This window comes from Streptomyces sp. NPDC058985, from assembly GCF_042740985.1.
In the GTDB taxonomy this organism is placed as follows: Bacteria; Actinomycetota; Actinomycetes; order Streptomycetales; family Streptomycetaceae; genus Streptomyces.
The window spans coordinates 1-16,231 of the sequence record NZ_JBHYJX010000045.1; the positions used below are offsets into that span (position 1 = coordinate 1).

Here is a 16,231-nt window from a genome sequence, read left to right on the forward strand (position 1 = left end):
CTGCCCCCCACCCAAAACATCAAAAACACGAGGGGCGCGGTCCCCGCACACCGGGGTCCCGGAGGCGGGTCACCGCCTCCGGGACCCGGGCCTTTCGCCGGGGCGCCCTCACGCCCCGGCGGGCACCCGGTCCAGGAAGCCGAACACGGCGCTGATCCGGTCCTCGTCGTCCAGCCTGACCACGTCGAACCCGGCCACCGGTGCGGAGCCGTCGGCTTCGCTCACCAGTTCCCAGGAGAAGCGCGCCGTGTCGTGGTGCCCGTCCACGGCACCGGACAGCCGGAACACGAAGCCGGGGAACTGCTCGTGCGCCGCCGCGATCACGGCCGCGATCTGCTCGTGGCCGCGGACGTCGGCCAGGGGATCGGTGTAGCCGCCGTCATTGGTCCAGGCCGCGGCGACCGCCTCGGCCCGCGCCTCCGGCGCCGCGTTCCACGCCTCGAAGTAGCGGGCGACGGCGTCTTCGTGGCGGCGGGCGGGTGCGGATGCGGACATGGCGATCAGCCTCCATCGAGGTCGTGTGCGCTGGTCAGGGACCGGATCCCGGTCTCGGCGACCCGGTACCGCAACCATGCCCGCACCCGCGCGCACCGTCGATTACCCCCGGGGTCATGGCGGCGTCCCGCGCATCCGCCGGCGGACCGCCCGCCCGGAATCGGGACGGCCGCCGACGCGGGTCGGCTTTCGGCCATCAACGGCCGTGAATATGCCAGGAGACTGGCCGGAAATTCATGGTGACAGTGGTTCATCGGTGAACATACTCACCTCTAGGGCCTCTCACACCATGCGACAGAGCCCTCACGCACAGCACACGAGCCGCACAGACGCGCTGCCCGACCCGGCAGGCGGTGGGTGACGGGGGAGGGTAGCAGTGCACGACGAGTTCCTGTGCCACGTCACCGCCTACGGCGTCTGTGACGGCCGGCGCATCGGTGTCCCGCTCGGTACCTACCGGGCTCCCACCCTCGCCCTGGCCCTGTGGTGGCTGCGCGACCGCGCCTCCTGGATGGCCGAGCGGCTGGATCCGCAGCCGGACTCCCCCCACTTACCGCGCGCCGCCCTGACCCCGGTCGCCGACGACGCGCCCGACGTGCCGCGGGTGCTGCGCACCTGGTGCGCGGACGACCTCCAGCAGGAGCTGGTCGCCGACGAACTGGCCGCGGGCCGCCTGGTGCGGATCGCGACCAGCGACGACACCACCGAGTACGAGCTGATGGCCGAGTCCGTGGACGCCCTCCGCATGCAACGGGCCTCCCCGCCCCTCGTCGTCCCGGTGGCCTGACCCTCCGAGGACCCGCAGGACCTAAGTACCCGTCGGAGCCCGCCCCGCCCGCCGCCTGGCCCACCGTGCGAGCAGCGCGCCGAGCGCGCCCGCGACCAGCCCCCACAGCAGGGCGAGCCCCACCGCACTCCACAGGCGTGGCCGCAGGAAGAGCCGGCCGGACAGGCCGCCGCCCAGGTCGCCGATGCCGAGCACGGACAGCCCGTAGTGGGCGAAGACGCGGCCGACGAGGCCGATCATCAGGACCGTCAGGGCCAGGGCCACCGCCAGACGCACCGCGTGCAGCCAGACCGGCATCCGGGCCGGTGAGCGGAGCACCATGACGAACCCGGCCGCCACGACCAGGACCGCCGCGGCGACCAGCAGCCACCACATCCGCTCGTCCTGTTCCGTGAGCGTGCCCAGATTCACGGTCGAGACGTCCTCCGTGCGCAGCACCTCGTCCACCACCTGCGGCATCGGCAGCCCGAACGGCCCCTCGACCCGCCCGTTCCAGGTCGCGCCCAGGCCGATGGTCAGCGCCGGCCAGGCCAGGTTCGGCAGGCCGAGCAGCAGTACGGCGAAGGTGTCCGCCGGGTGCCCGCGCGTCCCGGCGACGACCAGGCCGACGACGACGCCGATGACGACGTAGGCGAGCAGCAGCGCGACCATCGCGTACGCCGCCGGCCGCACCGCCCCGTGCAGGCGCAGCAGCCGGCCGGGCAGCGGCGCCCCGCGGGAGACCAGCAGGGCCAGCACCAGCACGCCCGCCAGCCACAGCAGCCCGAAGAGCACGGTCAACGGCACGTCCGCGGTGAAACCGACGGTCGGCCGGACGCCGAACAGGTCGCCGAGGTCGCTCAGCACACCCTCGCCGAGGGACACCTCGAAGGTCTGGCGCGCGGCGAAGGCCAGCCCCAGGAGGGCGATCAGCCACAGGAACGCGATCCGCCCCGCCCAGCCGGCCAGCTCGGGGGCGCCGGCGACGGTGCGGTGGCGCAGCGGCCGCAGGAAGCCGTAGGCAATCGTCAGCGCACCGGTCAGGGTGACGGACAGCGGCATCACGGTCAGTCCCGCGTCGGTGTCGGCGAACTCCCCGGCGTCCCCGGCCAGTTCCAGCGCGCCGCCCAGGGCGGTGACGACGGTCGCCACGACCACCCGGGGAAAGGCGTTGTCGGGCAGGTTCGCGGCCCCGGCCGCCCACAGTCCGAGCGCCGCCACGACGCCCATGGCGACCAGGGCGGCCACCACGGTGCCCAGGGCCTGCGCCCAGCCGTGCCGGGCGGCCGCCCGGCCGGGGGGTGTGGTCCGGCCGGGGGTCCCGGAGGGGTTTCGCGCACTCACGCTGCCACGCTAAGCAGGCCCCGCCCGGCCCGCCCGCCGACTGGGCCGTCCGCGCGGTGGCCCGCCGTCCCCGGTCACGCGGCGCGGACGACCAGCGCGTGGTCGCCGAGCCCCAGCAGGCGCTCGGGCGCCACCTCGCCCCGGGTGGTGAAGACCGCGAGGACACGGCCCGTCGACGTGTCGAAGGCGGCGTCCAGCACCGTGCCGTGCGCGCTGCCGGCCTCGGTCAGGACCCGGTGCCCCAACAGGTCGTGGTGGCGCACGGCCGGCTCGGTGGAGCCCGTGGACCGCACCCGGACGGCGCTCGGCCCGATCGTCTCCACCGCGTCCCAGGCCAGCACCGTCTCCCGACGCAGGCGCCCGCCGCGGTACCGGACGTGGCTCACGGTGCCGGAGGCGATGTCGACGGTCAGGGACGCCACGGTGCCGAGCGGACCCGCCCCGGCGGCCGACGGCACCACCGGCAGCCCCCGCACCTCGGTGAACAGCATCACGGCAGCGAGCCCCGCCACGGGCCGGGCACACCGCCCACCAGGGAACTGAAGCCCGGCAGGTCGTCGGCGACGTGCCGGACGGCGTCCTCGGGCAGGACGAGGGCACGACCGGTGACCGAGAGCGTCCCGCCGCGCGGCACGTACACCCGCCGCCGGTGCCGGCCCGGCCCCGGCACGAACCGGCGGCTCGCCGCCACCCGGAAGCCGACGACCCGCCCGGCGGTGCCGCCCTCCACGACGACGTCGAGCACCGTGCCGACCTCGGCGCCCGCCTCGGTCAGCACGCGCGCGCCCAGCAGCCGGGCCCGCAGGGGCTGCTGCCGCGCCGTCATGGCCGCCGCGTCCACCAGGCCCCGCCGGTCGCGGATCATCACCGCGTCGTGGCCCAGCGCGGACACGCCCGCCCAGGGCAGGCCGTCCTTGAGGGGGCCGGACAGCAGCCCTCGCCCGGTCAGGGTGAAACCGGTGATCCGGGACGCGGCGGCGTCGCATACGGTGTCCTTGACGTGGGCGACGGCGTCGCCGCCGAGGGTCACCACCGGCCGGGTGGTGATGCTTCGCGCGGCCATCAGCTCGTTCATCGCACCCCTTCCCGCCTGCTCGGGTTCCCCGCTCCACTGTGACGATGCCCGCACTGGGAGAAAACGTGGACTGTGTCGCGCGGCTCGGGGTACGAGGACGGGTGCAGCAGCGTCCGGCCAGTCCGGCTTCCGAGAGAGACACGCATGACCGAGCACCTGGACGGGGCAGTGATACCTACTGGTTTCGACGTCCCCGTTGAACCGCTGAGGCGGGCGGCACACTACTCCGGTGAGCCGGGATGCATAGCGCAGGCGCGCGGCTTCGCCGCGCTCTTCCTCGACGAGCTGAGGACCGAGTGGTGCGCCGCGATCGGCGCCCGCTCCGACGGTGCGGTCCTGCTGGTGGTGAGTGAACTCGTGACCAACGCCGACCGCCACAGCAAGGGCCCGTACATCCTGGAGCTGGAGGGCACCGGCGCCTCGGTGGCGGTGAGCGTCTACGACAGCAGCGGCGCGGTGCCCGAGCGGTTCCCCAAGGACCCCGAACGGGTGGGGCACCACGGTCTGGAGATCGTGCACGCCCTGGCGGAGACCGTCGTCGTCGAACCCGTCCCGGTCGGCAAGCGGGTACGTGCCGTGATCCCGCTCACCCAGGCGTGAACGTGAGCGTGGTGCCCCTCAGGTGAGGAGCACCACGGAGAACCACGGGCACCGCGGGGTCAGGCGCAGCCCAGTTCGCCCAGCATGCCCTCGCGCAGCCGGGTGATGATCCGCTTGATCAGCCGGGACACGTGCATCTGCGAGCAGCCGAGCTCCGCGCCGATCTCGGCCTGGGTGGCCTCCTCGACGAACCGCATGTGGATGATCCGGCGGTCGCGCTCGCTCAGCTCGGCCATCAGCGGCGCGAGCGAGTGGAAGTCCTCGACTAGCCGCAGCCCGTCCTCCTCCACACCGATGAAGTCGGCCAGCACCGACTCGCCGTTCTCCGGGCCGTCGCCGGTCAGCGCCGCGTCCAGCGAGGACGAGTTGTAGCCGTTGGACGCGATCTGGCCCTCGATCACCTCGTTCTCGCCGATGTTCATCAGCGTGGCGAGTTCGGCCACGGTGGGCTCGCGGTCCAGGCGGGAGGAGAGCTCCTCGCGGGCCTTGGCCAGCTCCACCCGCAGCTCCTGGAGCCGGCGCGGCACGTGCACCGCCCACGTGGTGTCCCGGAAGAAGCGCTTGATCTCGCCGACGATGTACGGCAGCGCGAACGACGTGAACTCGACCTCGCGCGACAGCTCGAACCGGTCGATGGCCTTGATCAGGCCGATCATGCCGGTCTGGACGATGTCCTCCATGTCGTCGCCGCGACCGCGGAAACGGCCGGCGGCGAACCGCACGAGCGACATGTTCATCTCGATCAGGGTGTTGCGCGCGTACTGGTACTCGTGCGTGCCCTCTTCGAGCTCCGTCAGGCGCTGGAAGAACTGGCGGGACAACTGCCGCGCGTCACGCGGCGCCACGGTGCGGGGGTCCACGACCCCGGGCAGGGTTCCGTCACCCGTCCCGCCCCCGGCGGTCTTCCCGACAACCTGCGCTTTCGGCCGGACCACGGCGGTCTCCATTACCTCTCCCACGAAAGTCACGGTTCAGACGTCTCCCTAGGTTTCCCGCCTACGGGTACCCGGGTGACGGCAGCACATGCCACCCGTTCTCACGGATGGCGGAAAACGGGCGCCGCCGCCTCGTCGCGGGGTGATGCCTCCTGTCTCAGCGTAGTCCCGCGGGTGGCCCCCGGCACCCGCGGATTTCCCTCAGGGCGGAACCCCGGCCCCTTCCCTGACGCGGCCGGGCTCCTAGGCTGAGGAGGTGACCAGCCACGTGCCGAACGAAATCCGCGTCATTCCGCTGCGCCCGCAGGCCACGCGCCCGGCAGCCCGCCCCGCCGTCGCGCCGGTGCCCCCGGAGCGAAGGACGCCCACCGCCCGCGAGCCGCTCTGGCGCGATCTGGTCGGCGGCGTCCTGCGCGGCGAACGCCTCGCCCAGGAGCGGACCCTGAAGGAGGTGTCGGACGCCGCCCGGATCTCCATGCCGTACCTGTCGGAGGTGGAGCGCGGGCGCAAGGAGGCGTCGTCGGAGGTGCTCGCCGCCGCCGCGGGCGCCCTCGGGCTCTCCTTGGGCGACCTGCTGGCCCGGGCCCACGGGGAGCTGGTCCGCCTCACCTCGCGGCACACCGGCGCGGGCGCCGGCCGGGGCACCTCCGGCGCGCGGTACGACGGGATGTGCCTGGCCGCCTGAGCGACCGTCCGGGCCGGCGCCCCGTGCGACGCCGGCCCGGTTCCTCACACCCGCGCCAGGCGCCGGGCGAGCACCTCGTCGGCCAGCCCGTACGCCACCGCCTCCTCGGCGGTGAACACCTTGTCGCGGTCCATGTCGGCGCGCAGGGTCGCGATGTCGTGGCGGGTGTGCCGGGCCAGCACCTCCTCGACCTGGGAGCGGATCCGGACCATCTCCTTGGCCTGCAGCGCCAGGTCGGAGACCGTGCCCTGCCGGCCGCCGCTGGCCGGCTGTCCGAGCAGCACCCGCGCGTGCTCCAGCACGAACCGCCGCCCGGGGTCCCCGCCGGCCAGCAGCACCGCCGCCGTGGACGCCGCCTGCCCGACGCAGAACGTCGAGATCGGCGCCTGCACGAACGTCATCGTGTCGTAGATCGCCATCAGTGAGGTGAACGAGCCGCCCGGGGAGTTGATGTAGACGGCGATCTCGGTCTCCGGGGCCGACGACTCCAGGTGCAGGAGCTGCGCGATCACGACGTTGGCCACGCCGTCGTCGATCTCGGTGCCCAGGAAGATGATCCGCTCCGACAGCAGCCGGCTGAAGACGTCGTAGGACCGCTCGCCCTGCGGGGTGCGCTCGACGACGTTCGGAATCGTGTAGCTCCCCATGTCACAGTCCCATCCGTCGGGCGGGGGCGGCCGGGCGCACGTCCGCGAGGGACTGGACGACCCGGTCCACCATTCCGTACTCCTTGGCCTCCTCGGCCGTGAACCAGCGGTCGCGGTCGCCGTCCCGGGAGATGGTCTCCGGGCTCTGGCCCGTGTGCTCGGCGGTGATCCGCTCGATGGTGCGCTTGGTGAACTCCAGGTTGTCGGCCTGGATCTCGATGTCGGCGGTGGTGCCGCCGATGCCCGCGGAGGGCTGGTGCATCATGACCCGCGCGTTCGGCAGCGCGTAGCGCTTGCCCGCTGCGCCGACGCTCAGCAGGAACTGACCCATGCTGGCGGCGAAGCCCATGGCGAGCGTCGAGACGTCGTTGGGGATCAGCCGCATCGTGTCGTAGACGGCGAGCCCCGCGTGCACGGAGCCGCCGGGGCTGTTGATGAACAGGCTGATGTCGGCGCGCGGGTCCTGCGCGGACAGGATCAGCAACTGGGCGCAGACCCGGTTCGCGGAGACCTCGTCGACCTGCGTGCCCAGCACCACGATCCGCTGGTCGAGCAATTGCGCGGCGAGCTGTTCGTCGAACCGGGTCGCGGGGGTGTCGCCCTCCTCCGCGCGGGGCCGTGCGGCCGGGCCGGGGCCGGCGGTGAGTGGGAACATCGGCGCTCCTTTGTCGAGTCGTGGACGGTCCTGGAGGGTGGGTGTCACGCGGCTCGCGGCGCCGCGTCCCTCACTCGTTCACTCTCGGCCCGCCGTGGCCCCGGGCGGCGCGTTCTCTGCCCGCGGCAGATTCGCCACGAGCAGAGCGATTACTTTCGCGGTCCGCGCCGGTCGACAGTGGTGACCGAGTTCCACGCCCAGGAGGCAGTCATGAGCACCGACGGATTCACCACGTGTCTCTGGTTCGACGGCACGGCCGAGGAGGCCGCCCACTTCTACGTCTCCCTCTTCAAGAACTCCCGCATCGGCGCCGTCACCCACTACCCCGAGGGGTCGTACCAGCCGGCCGGTACCGTCCTCACCGTCGACTTCACCGCCAACGGCCAGAAGTTCGTCGCTCTCAACGGCGGCCCGCAGTTCCGGTTCAACGAGGCGGTCTCCTTCCAGATCCCCTGCGAGACCCAGGACGAGGTCGACCACTACTGGGCGAAGCTCACCGAGGGCGGCGGCGAGGAGGGACCCTGCGGCTGGCTCAAGGACCGGTTCGGCGTGTCCTGGCAGGTCGTCCCGGTCCGGCTGGAGGAGATGTTCCGCGACCCGGACCCCGAGAAGGTCGCGCGCGCCAACAAGGCCATGATGGCGATGCGCAAGCTCGACATCGCCGCACTGGAGCTGGCGTACGCCGGGAAGTGAGGCGAGGCGTGCCTCCGGCGCGCGGGGCGGGCCGGGGGTGACTAGCGTGAGGAAGCGGACGGCCCCCGCCGTCCGGACCATTCATGCGCACGGGAGGCGGCACCATGGCCGTGCAACCTGAAGGGGCCCCCTGCTGGGCCGACGCGATGTTCGGCGACGTCGAGGCAGCCAAGAGCTTCTACGGCGACGTCCTCGGCTGGACCTTCGGCGAGTCCTCGTCGGAGTACGGCAACTACACCCAGGCGTATGCGGACGGCAAGGCGGTGGCGGCCGTGGTCCCGCCCATGCCCGGCCAGGAGGAGGGCCCCGCGCAGTGGTGCCTCTACCTCGCGTCCCGGGACGCGGCGGCGACCGCGGCCCGGATCCGGGAGGCCGGCGGCGAGGTGGTGATGGAGCCGATGCAGGTCGGCGACTACGGCACCATGTGCCTGGCCCGCGACCCGAGCGGCGTCGTCTTCGGCGTCTGGCAGGGCGGCACCCACGAGGGCTTCGAGGCGATGGCCGAGCCCGGCGCGTACTGCTGGGCCGAGGTCTTCACCCGTGAACCCGGGAAGTCGGACGCCTTCTTCCCCCAGGTCTTCTCCTACAAGTCCAAGCAGATGGAGGACGACGGGGTGGACTTCCGCCTCTTCGACCTCGGCGACCGCACCGTCCTCGGCCGCATGGCCATGGGGGACGACTTCCCGCCCGAGGTTCCCCCCTACATCAACGTCTACTTCACCGTCCCCGACTGCGACGCGGCCGTGGCCCGCGCCACCGAACGCGGCGGCGTCCTGCGGTTCGGGCCGATGGACACCCCGTTCGGCAGGTTCGCGGCGCTGAGCGACCCGCAGGGCGCGGCCTTCTCGGTGATCGACATCACCACCACCGAGGGGGAGATGCCGAAGATCACGGACGTCGCCTGAGCCCCGTCCGGGCAGCCCGCCGCGCCATGGCATGATCGGGCGCATGGGTGAACGTGTGGTGGCCGCGTGCGACGGGGCGTCGAAGGGAAACCCGGGTCCGGCCGGCTGGGCCTGGGTGGTGGCCGACGCCTCGGAGACTCCGGTCCGCTGGGAGGCCGGTCCGCTCGGCAGGGCCACCAACAACATCGCCGAACTCACGGCGCTGGAACGCCTGCTGGCGTCGACCGACCCGGACGTGCCGCTCGAGGTCCGCATGGACTCGCAGTACGCCATGAAGGCCGTCACCACCTGGCTGCCCGGCTGGAAGCGCAACGGCTGGAAGACGGCGGCCGGCAAGCCGGTCGCCAACCAGGAACTGGTCGTACGCATCGACGAGCTGCTCGCCGGCCGCTCGGTCGACTTCCGCTACGTCCCCGCCCACCAGGTCGACGGCGACCGCCTCAACGACTTCGCCGACCGCGCCGCCAGCCAGGCCGCGGTGGTCCAGGAGCCCGCGGGCAGCGGCCTCGGCTCCCCGGAGCCGCCGCCCGCCCCCGACGTCCCGGCGGCGGGGAAGGCGCCGCGCCGCAAGCCGGGCACCGCCCGCAAGAGCAACGGTTCCGCGGCGCGCACCATCAAGGCGAAGTTCCCGGGCCGCTGCCTGTGCGGACGCGCGTACGCGGCGGGCGAGCCCATCGCCAAGAACGACCAGGGCTGGGGCCACCCGGAGTGCCGCACGGCGGCCGCCGGCTGATCCGCGCGGGCCCCTCGGCCGTGTGACGCCGTTTCGCCACCCCACCCTTGCTACTCTGCGTGTCCCCATGACCGCGACGAGTGCATACCAGGGGTGTGTGTGAAGGTCGCCTGCGTCGGCGGCGGGCCCGCCGGACTGTATCTGTCCATCCTGCTGAAGCTGCAGGACCCGTCCCACGACATCACCGTCTACGAACGTGACCCGGAGGGCTCCACCTACGGGTGGGGCGTCACCTACTGGCGCGGACTGCTCGACCGGCTCCGGGAGCACGACCCCGAGTCGGCGCGCGCCGTCGAGGAGCACTCCGTGCGCTGGCGCGACGGCGTCGCCCACGTCGGCGACCTCTCCACCCGGCACCAGGGCGACGAGGGCTTCGGCATCGGCCGCCACCGGCTCCTGGAGATCCTCGCCGCCCGCGCCCGCTCCCTCGGCGTGCGCCTGGAGTTCGACCACGAGATCACCGGCGCGAACCCGCCCGCCGCCGACCTCGTGGTCGCGGCCGACGGCGTGGGCAGCGCGTTGCGCACCCACCACGCCGCGCACTTCGGCAGTGAGATCGCCTTCGGCCGCAACCGCTACGTCTGGCTCGGCACCACCAAGGTCTTCTCCGCCTTCACCTTCGCCTTCACCGAGACCGACCACGGCTGGATCTGGGCCTACGGGTACGGGTTCGGCCCCGGCGGCAGCACCTGCGTCGTCGAGTGCGCGCCCGAGACCTGGACCGGCCTGGGTCTCGACCGGGCCGACGAGGGCGAGGCACTGGTCCTGCTGGAGAAGCTCTTCGCCGACGTCCTGGACGGACACCCGCTCAGCGCGGGCTCCGGCGGCGGTCGCGCCGGCACCGGCTGGCCCGCCTTCCGCACCCTCACCAACCGCACCTGGTCCCGGGGCAACCTCGTCCTGCTCGGCGACGCCGCCCACACCACGCACTACTCCATCGGCGCCGGCACCACGCTCGCCCTGGAGGACGCCATGGCCCTGGCCGCGGCGCTGCGCGAGCACGCCCGGCTTCCCGACGCGCTCGCCCGGTACGAGCGGGAACGCAGGGCCGCCCTGCTGCCGGTGCAGAGCGCCGCCCGCCTCAGCGCCCAGTGGTACGAGAACCTGCCCCGCTATCTCCGGCTGCCCCCGGAGCAGATGTTCGCCCTGCTCGGGCAGCGCCACTCGCCCCTGCTGCCGTACGTCCCGCCCGGCCTCTACTACCGCCTCGACCGGGTGGCGGGGCGCCTGGAGGCGCTGCGCCGGTTCAAGCGCTGGCTGGGGCCACGGCTGGCGCGGGCCGCGCAGGCCCGCAGAGCCGCGGGCGCCCGGCGGATGACAGACTGACGCCATGGACGAGCGTACTTTCGGCAGGTCGGATCAGCACGCGTCGGTGGTCGGCCTCGGCACCTGGCAACTGGGCGCCGACTGGGGCGATGTCGACGACAGGAAGGCCCTCACGGTGCTGGAGGCGGCGGCCGAGTCGGGGGTGACCTTCTTCGACACCGCCGACGTCTACGGCGACGGCCGCAGCGAGGAGACCATCGCCACGTTCCTGCGCGGCAGGCCCGACCTGCACGTGCTGGTCGCCACCAAGATGGGCCGCCGGGTCGAGCAGATCCCGCAGAACTACGTCCTCGACAACTTCCGCGAGTGGAACGACCGGTCACGCCGCAACCTCGGCGTCGACGTCGTCGACCTGGTGCAGCTGCACTGCCCGCCCACGCCCGTCTACTCCAGCGACGAGGTCTTCGACGCCCTGGACACACTGGTCGAGGAGGAGCGCGTCGCCGCGTACGGCGTGAGCGTGGAGACCTGCGAGGAGGCCCTGACCGCGATCGCCCGGCCGAACGTGGCGAGCGTGCAGATCATCCTCAACCCGTTCCGGATGAAGCCCCTGGCCGAAGTCCTGCCCGCGGCCCGGGAGGCGGGCGTCGGCATCATCGCCCGGGTGCCGCTCGCCTCCGGACTGCTGTCCGGCAAGTACACCAAGGACACCGTCTTCGCGGCGAACGACCACCGGAACTTCAACCGGCACGGCGAGGCCTTCGACCAGGGCGAGACCTTCTCCGGCGTCGACTTCGCCACCGGTGTGGAGGCCGCCGCGGAGTTCGCCGCGCTCGCCCCCGAGGGATACACCCCGGCCCAGCTGGCCCTGCGCTGGGTCGTCCAGCAGCCCGGTGTGACCACGGTGATCCCGGGAGCCCGTTCGCCCGAGCAGGCGCGCGCCAACACCGAGGCCGCCCGGCTCCCGGAACTGTCCGACCGGACCCTCACGGCGGTCCGCGACCTCTACGACCGGCGGATCAAGGACCAGGTCGAGGGCCGCTGGTAGCCGGTGCGCCGCGGCCTCACGGCACCAGGAGCAACTGCCGTTCGCGTTCCTGGTCGCCGGCGGCCGCTCCCTCGTCGCGCGTGCTGAAGGCGCGCGACAGCGTCGTGCTCGCCGCCTCGACGGCCTGCGGCGTGCCCTGAACGGTGACCGTCACCGGCGCGGACAGCGCGGCCCGCGCCGGTGACGGGGCGGCCTGAGGCGAGGGCGGGGAGTCGAAGGTCGCGGTGCGCACCGTCGCCCGCTCGTCGGCCGGACGGCCGTCGGGTGCCCCGAAGACGTCCTCCAGCGCCCGCACGACGGCCCGCGCGTCGTCGAGGCCGCCGCCGCTGAGCGTCACGGTGAGCTGAGTGTCGGACATCCTTCGCACTTCCTCCCTGTGTGCCGATCGGTCCGGCCCGTGTAACCGCACGCAGTTCCCTCAAACCGGGGGTCCTCGTCCCGGCCCGGCGCCTGAGTGCGGGGATCGCGGGAACAGAGACGGGAACGGAGAACACACGGGCGAAGGCGATCGGGAGGAACCGTGAGTGACTCGGGCACGGCTGACGGCGGGGGGCGGCGCAGAGGCCGCAACGAGACCGAGGAGGAGCGGGCCGACCGGATGTGGACGGAGCTGATCCAGGAGGTACGCGTCGCGCAGATGGGCGTGCAGATCCTGTTCGGCTTCCTGCTCACCGTGGTGTTCCAGTCCAAGTACGAGGAACTCTCCGCCACCGACCAGCGGATCTACCTGGTGACCGTGGTGCTCGGCGCCGTGACCACCGGCGCCCTGATCGGCCCCGTGTCCCTGCACCGTCTGGTGTCCGGGCGGCGGGTGAAACCCCAGGCGGTGCGGTGGGCGTCCCGGCTGACCATGCTCGGACTGGTGGGGCTGCTCGCCACCATGGCCTGCTCGCTCCTGCTGATCCTGCGCGTCGCGACCCACAACGGGTTCGTGCCCTACGTCGTGACCGGCGTCGTGCTCTGGTACCTGCTCTGCTGGTACGGGATCCCGATGTGGACCCGGCACCGGCACACCGCCGACTGAGGCGGGGTCAGCCCTCGGCCGTCAGTTCCGCGAGGAAGTCGTCGACGCGCACCTGCTCCGTGCCCGGCCGGACCACGGAGTGCGTCTCGCGCAGCAGCGCCTCGACGGCCGCGGCCCAGACGAACACCACGGCGCGGTGACGGTCCCCGTCGGACCGGTCGTCGCCCAGCAGTTCGATGCGCAGCTCGTCCCACACGCCCCGCGACTGGGGCCGAATCCGTACGTCGCCGACGCCGACCGGCCGGGTCAGCCCCTCGCCCACCATCTGCCGGTCCAGCGTCCAGCGGGCGAGGACGCGGCCGTCGTGGCTGAACACCACGGTGAGCGCGAACGGGTCCAGCGCGTCGTAGGAGAAGTGCGCGAGTACGGGGAAACGGTCGGTGTCGCCCGTCCGGATCTGCACGACGAGGGTCCTGTGCACGGTGGTGTTCACGAGTGACCTCCAGCGGGACGGACGTAGAGCCCTCTCCTACCCCGCGGTTGGTCAGCTATCGCCCAGCGCCTCGCGGAGCGCGGGCAGCAGGGTCTTCTCCGACCAGTCCAGGAAGGCGTGCTGGGTCTCGCCGCCGATCTGCACCAGGGCGATCTCGGTGAACCCGGCCTCCACGTACGGGCGCACGGCCGCCACGAAGGCGTCCGGGTCGTCGCCGCAGGGGATGGACCCGGCGACGTCCTCAGGGGTGACGAACTGGGTGGCCGCCGCGAAGGAGTCCGGGTGGGGCAGCTCCGAGTTGACCTTCCAGCCGCTGCCGAACCAGCGGAACTGGGCGTGGGCGCGCTCCACCGCAGCGTCCCGGTCGGGGTCGTAGCACACCGGTAGCTGGCCCACGCGCGGCTTGCCGGCGCCGCCGTGCCGGTCGAAGGCCGCCAGCAGTTCCGCCTTGGGCTCGGTGGCGATCACGAGGTCGGCGAACTCGCCCGCCAGCGCGCAGGAGCGGTCGCCGGAGACGGCGATCCCGATCGGCGGCGCGCTCTCCGGCAGGTCCCACAGCCGCGCCGACTCCACGTCGAAGTGGGTGCCGCGGTGGTTCACGTGGCCGCCGTCGAAGAGCGCCCGGATGATCTCCACGGCCTCCCGGAGCATCTCGTGCCGCACGTCGACGGACGGCCAGCCGCCGCCCACCACGTGCTCGTTGAGGTTCTCGCCCGAGCCGAGACCCAGCCGGAACCGGCCCTCGGACAGCAGTTGCAGCGTCGCCGCCTTCTGCGCCACCACCGCCGGGTGGTAGCGGAAGGTCGGGCACGTCACGTACGTCATCAGCGGGATGCGGGAGGTCGCCTGCGCCGCGGCGCCCAGCACGCTCCAGGCGTACGGCGAGTGGCCCTGCGAGCGCAGCCAGGGGAAGTAGTGGTCCGAGGTCACCGAGAAGTCGAACCCCACCTCCTCCGCCCGCACCACATGGCCGACGAGTTCACGCGGGCCGGCCTGCTCGGTCATCATCGTGTATCCGATGTGTGCCATGGCGTCCGGGTCCCCGCCCGGCCGGAGGGAAAACCGCCGTAAAGGGGAGGGAAGCGGTCAGGCCGTGTCCTCCCGGAAGCTTCCGAGCAACGTGGCGAGCGTCCGTTCGTTCTCGCGGTCGTCCCAGTCGGCGGCCGGGGTCGTCCAGCGCAGCGAGAAGCTGCGCCCGCCGCCGAGCAGGAACCCGCGGCCGAAGGTGCGGAGCCGGTCGCCGTCGTCGACGGCCACCCACTGCATGTCGGCCGCCTCCCGCCCCCGGTACGTCGTGGCCCTGATCTCACCGATCCTCCGGTAGCCGCCCGAGCGTTCCAGACCCGGTTCGACGTCGTCGCGCCACACCGCGACCGGGTCCGCGCCGGCGCGCTCGCTGTAGGTGACCGCGAGGGTGCGCGGGTCGCCGGACGCGCCGAAGACGACCCGGTAGGCCCCGTCCGGCACCCGAGAGGTGTCCAGACGCCGCCAGTTCCCGGGCAGGGCCACGGAGAAGCCCTCCGGCGCGTCGTAGCGGCTGAACCCGTCGGGCTGCGTTCCGCCGGCCGGTTCCGACGGTGACGGACGCGCGCTCGGCGGGGGAGCGGGCGAGGCAGGGGCGGAGCCTCCCGGGGAGGGGGCGGCGGGGGCCGAGGGGCGCTGCCGGGCGTCCGTGCCGGAACCGTCTTCGGTGCCGGGCAGCCCCTGGGTGGCGGCGACGACGGCGACCGTGACCGTGACCAGCGCGAGGGCGGTCCCCACGACCGTGCCGCGTCTGCTCCACGCCCGGCTCGCGCCCCGGGCGGCGGCGTACACACCGCGCAGCCGGGGGCCCGGAACCTCGCGCACGGCCGTGTCGGGATCCTCCGTCAGCACCCGGGTGAGCGCCTCGCGGACCACCGGGCGGGTCAGCCGCTCGCGGGAGTCCTTGCGCAGCAGTCCCAGCACGGCCTGGGTGAGCGGACCGGTGCGCGCCGGGGTGCGCAGCGGCAGCCGGTCCACGCCCTTCAGCGTCGCCTCGGGCCGGCCGCGGTCGCGGAAGGGCGGACGCCCCTCGACCATGGTGTAGAGGATCGCGCCCAGCGTCCACAGGTCCGCCGCGGGGCCGATCCGCTCGTCCCGGGCCTGCTCGGGCGAGGCGTACGAGGGCGCGGTGAGCCGTGGGGCGAGGGTGGCGCCGGCCAGACCGAACCCGGTGACGGCGACGGAGCCGTCCTCGCGCACGAACACCTGGCCCGGGCTCAGCTCGCCGTGGGTGATGCCCTCGCCGTGCGCCGCGTCCAGCACGGCCAGCAGCTCCAGGCCGACGCGTGCGGCGCGCACGTAGTTGAGCGTGCCCTGCCGGTCCAGGAGATCGCCGAGCGGCACCCCGCCGACCCACTCGGTCACCGTCCACAGGGCGCCGTCCGCGACGGTCGCGTCGACCACCGGGACGATCCGTCCGGGGCACAGCCGCTCCACGGTCTCGCAGGTGCGGACCACCCGCCCGGGGGCCCGGCGGGCGCTGTCGCCGGCCTGTTCCTCCGGGAGCGCGATCCGCGTGACCAGGCACGGACGGCCCGTCCCGGTGTCCTCCCCGGACCAGCAGACGCGGTTCGTCTCCTCGTGGACGACCTCCAGCAGGCGGTACCGCCCGGCGACCAACTCGTGTGTGGAGACGTGCGCCCAGCCCATGGCCATCCCTCGTTCGCACCGCTGGCTCTCAGCTTGTCCAGGGATACGGTGAGCGGGCCCGGCCGCGTTCAACGAATGCGCGATCCGGGCCCCTTTCTGACCCTTCTTCAAAAAGCGCCGAACACCTGCGCGACCATGGGTGCGGGAAAAGCGACCGACCCGGTATGGACCAGCCCTGAACTGGGTGGTCCCGCACGTTCGCCCTTCCCGAATTCCGCCGCCGGGCCGCCTGGCACCGGAATTCCGATGCCCAC

The 16,231-nt window shown here is 73.0% G+C and carries 20 protein-coding genes; 9 read left to right on the forward strand and 11 right to left on the reverse strand.

Going from position 1 to position 16,231, the window contains the following annotated elements; translation table 11 throughout:
• Window positions 1-108: 108 nt before the first annotated feature.
• Window positions 109-495, reverse strand: coding sequence for a nuclear transport factor 2 family protein (locus tag ACFW01_RS30480; protein WP_307009562.1), 387 nt, complete (start codon window positions 493-495; stop codon window positions 109-111).
• Window positions 496-871: 376 nt separating this feature from the next.
• Between ACFW01_RS30480 and ACFW01_RS30485 the strand changes: the two genes are divergently transcribed.
• Window positions 872-1,282 (forward strand): hypothetical protein, encoded by a 411-nt coding sequence (locus ACFW01_RS30485; RefSeq protein ID WP_234959280.1) that lies wholly within the window; start codon window positions 872-874, stop codon window positions 1,280-1,282.
• Between the two features lie 21 nt (window positions 1,283-1,303).
• Here the strand turns inward: ACFW01_RS30485 and ACFW01_RS30490 are convergent, their stop codons facing one another.
• The 3 genes from ACFW01_RS30490 to ACFW01_RS30500 all read right to left on the reverse strand — a co-directional run bounded on the left by ACFW01_RS30490 (window position 1,304) and on the right by ACFW01_RS30500 (window position 3,680).
• Entirely contained in the window at window positions 1,304-2,605 is a 1,302-nt protein-coding gene (locus ACFW01_RS30490) for a streptophobe family protein (protein ID WP_384509008.1), read from the reverse strand.
• Between the two features lie 74 nt (window positions 2,606-2,679).
• Window positions 2,680-3,099: a PRC-barrel domain-containing protein gene (locus ACFW01_RS30495; RefSeq protein ID WP_234959340.1), complete on the reverse strand. Its 420-nt coding sequence runs from the start codon at window positions 3,097-3,099 to the stop codon at window positions 2,680-2,682.
• Complete coding sequence (locus ACFW01_RS30500; protein WP_234959282.1) at window positions 3,096-3,680, reverse strand: PRC-barrel domain-containing protein; 585 nt, start codon at window positions 3,678-3,680, stop codon at window positions 3,096-3,098. The genes ACFW01_RS30495 and ACFW01_RS30500 overlap by 4 nt, the downstream gene beginning before the upstream one ends.
• Window positions 3,681-3,824: 144 nt before the next feature.
• Between ACFW01_RS30500 and ACFW01_RS30505 the strand changes: the two genes are divergently transcribed.
• On the forward strand, window positions 3,825-4,280 hold the full coding sequence (locus ACFW01_RS30505; RefSeq protein WP_234959283.1) for an ATP-binding protein: 456 nt from the start codon (window positions 3,825-3,827) through the stop codon (window positions 4,278-4,280).
• A 59-nt stretch (window positions 4,281-4,339) separates the two neighbouring features.
• On the opposite strand, the gene ACFW01_RS30510 is transcribed toward ACFW01_RS30505, so the two are convergent.
• On the reverse strand, window positions 4,340-5,227 hold the full coding sequence (locus ACFW01_RS30510) for an RNA polymerase sigma factor SigF (protein ID WP_234959341.1): 888 nt from the start codon (window positions 5,225-5,227) through the stop codon (window positions 4,340-4,342).
• Between the two features lie 244 nt (window positions 5,228-5,471).
• On the opposite strand from ACFW01_RS30510, the gene ACFW01_RS30515 reads away from it, so the two are divergent.
• The gene (locus ACFW01_RS30515; RefSeq protein WP_234959284.1) at window positions 5,472-5,900 is read left to right on the forward strand and encodes a helix-turn-helix transcriptional regulator; all 429 of its coding nucleotides are present in this window, start codon (window positions 5,472-5,474) and stop codon (window positions 5,898-5,900) included.
• A 44-nt stretch (window positions 5,901-5,944) separates the two neighbouring features.
• On the opposite strand, the gene ACFW01_RS30520 is transcribed toward ACFW01_RS30515, so the two are convergent.
• Both ACFW01_RS30520 and ACFW01_RS30525 read right to left on the reverse strand, forming a co-directional pair.
• Entirely contained in the window at window positions 5,945-6,547 is a 603-nt protein-coding gene (locus ACFW01_RS30520; protein ID WP_234959285.1) for an ATP-dependent Clp protease proteolytic subunit, read from the reverse strand.
• Window position 6,548: 1 nt separating this feature from the next.
• The gene (locus ACFW01_RS30525; RefSeq protein WP_234959286.1) at window positions 6,549-7,202 is read right to left on the reverse strand and encodes an ATP-dependent Clp protease proteolytic subunit; all 654 of its coding nucleotides are present in this window, start codon (window positions 7,200-7,202) and stop codon (window positions 6,549-6,551) included.
• Window positions 7,203-7,412: 210 nt separating this feature from the next.
• On the opposite strand from ACFW01_RS30525, the gene ACFW01_RS30530 reads away from it, so the two are divergent.
• From ACFW01_RS30530 to ACFW01_RS30550, 5 genes are all read left to right on the forward strand, one after another.
• Window positions 7,413-7,895, forward strand: coding sequence for a VOC family protein (locus tag ACFW01_RS30530; RefSeq protein ID WP_234959287.1), 483 nt, complete (start codon window positions 7,413-7,415; stop codon window positions 7,893-7,895).
• Window positions 7,896-7,999: 104 nt separating this feature from the next.
• Window positions 8,000-8,800 (forward strand): VOC family protein, encoded by an 801-nt coding sequence (locus tag ACFW01_RS30535; protein ID WP_234959288.1) that lies wholly within the window; start codon window positions 8,000-8,002, stop codon window positions 8,798-8,800.
• 31 nt (window positions 8,801-8,831) lie between these two features.
• On the forward strand, window positions 8,832-9,533 hold the full coding sequence (locus tag ACFW01_RS30540) for a ribonuclease H (protein ID WP_234959289.1): 702 nt from the start codon (window positions 8,832-8,834) through the stop codon (window positions 9,531-9,533).
• Window positions 9,534-9,626: 93 nt separating this feature from the next.
• Window positions 9,627-10,859 carry an FAD-dependent monooxygenase gene (locus tag ACFW01_RS30545; RefSeq protein WP_384509016.1) on the forward strand — a complete coding sequence of 411 codons (1,233 nt, stop codon included), beginning with the start codon at window positions 9,627-9,629 and terminating at the stop codon, window positions 10,857-10,859.
• A 4-nt stretch (window positions 10,860-10,863) separates the two neighbouring features.
• The gene (locus ACFW01_RS30550) at window positions 10,864-11,847 is read left to right on the forward strand and encodes an aldo/keto reductase (protein ID WP_384509019.1); all 984 of its coding nucleotides are present in this window, start codon (window positions 10,864-10,866) and stop codon (window positions 11,845-11,847) included.
• Between the two features lie 16 nt (window positions 11,848-11,863).
• Here ACFW01_RS30550 and ACFW01_RS30555 read toward each other — a convergent pair whose 3' ends face one another.
• A complete protein-coding gene (locus ACFW01_RS30555) occupies window positions 11,864-12,205 on the reverse strand; it encodes a hypothetical protein (RefSeq protein WP_384509022.1) in 342 nt (113 codons plus the stop codon).
• A 162-nt stretch (window positions 12,206-12,367) separates the two neighbouring features.
• Between ACFW01_RS30555 and ACFW01_RS30560 the strand changes: the two genes are divergently transcribed.
• Window positions 12,368-12,871, forward strand: coding sequence for a DUF6328 family protein (locus ACFW01_RS30560; RefSeq protein WP_384509025.1), 504 nt, complete (start codon window positions 12,368-12,370; stop codon window positions 12,869-12,871).
• Window positions 12,872-12,878: 7 nt separating this feature from the next.
• Here the strand turns inward: ACFW01_RS30560 and ACFW01_RS30565 are convergent, their stop codons facing one another.
• The 3 genes from ACFW01_RS30565 to ACFW01_RS30575 are packed head-to-tail and all read right to left on the reverse strand — an operon-like array spanning window position 12,879 to window position 15,983.
• Window positions 12,879-13,304: an SsgA family sporulation/cell division regulator gene (locus ACFW01_RS30565; protein WP_384509028.1), complete on the reverse strand. Its 426-nt coding sequence runs from the start codon at window positions 13,302-13,304 to the stop codon at window positions 12,879-12,881.
• Between the two features lie 51 nt (window positions 13,305-13,355).
• Entirely contained in the window at window positions 13,356-14,333 is a 978-nt protein-coding gene (locus ACFW01_RS30570; protein WP_234959294.1) for an LLM class F420-dependent oxidoreductase, read from the reverse strand.
• Window positions 14,334-14,390: 57 nt separating this feature from the next.
• The gene (locus ACFW01_RS30575; protein ID WP_384509031.1) at window positions 14,391-15,983 is read right to left on the reverse strand and encodes a serine/threonine protein kinase; all 1,593 of its coding nucleotides are present in this window, start codon (window positions 15,981-15,983) and stop codon (window positions 14,391-14,393) included.
• Window positions 15,984-16,231: the final 248 nt, after the last annotated feature.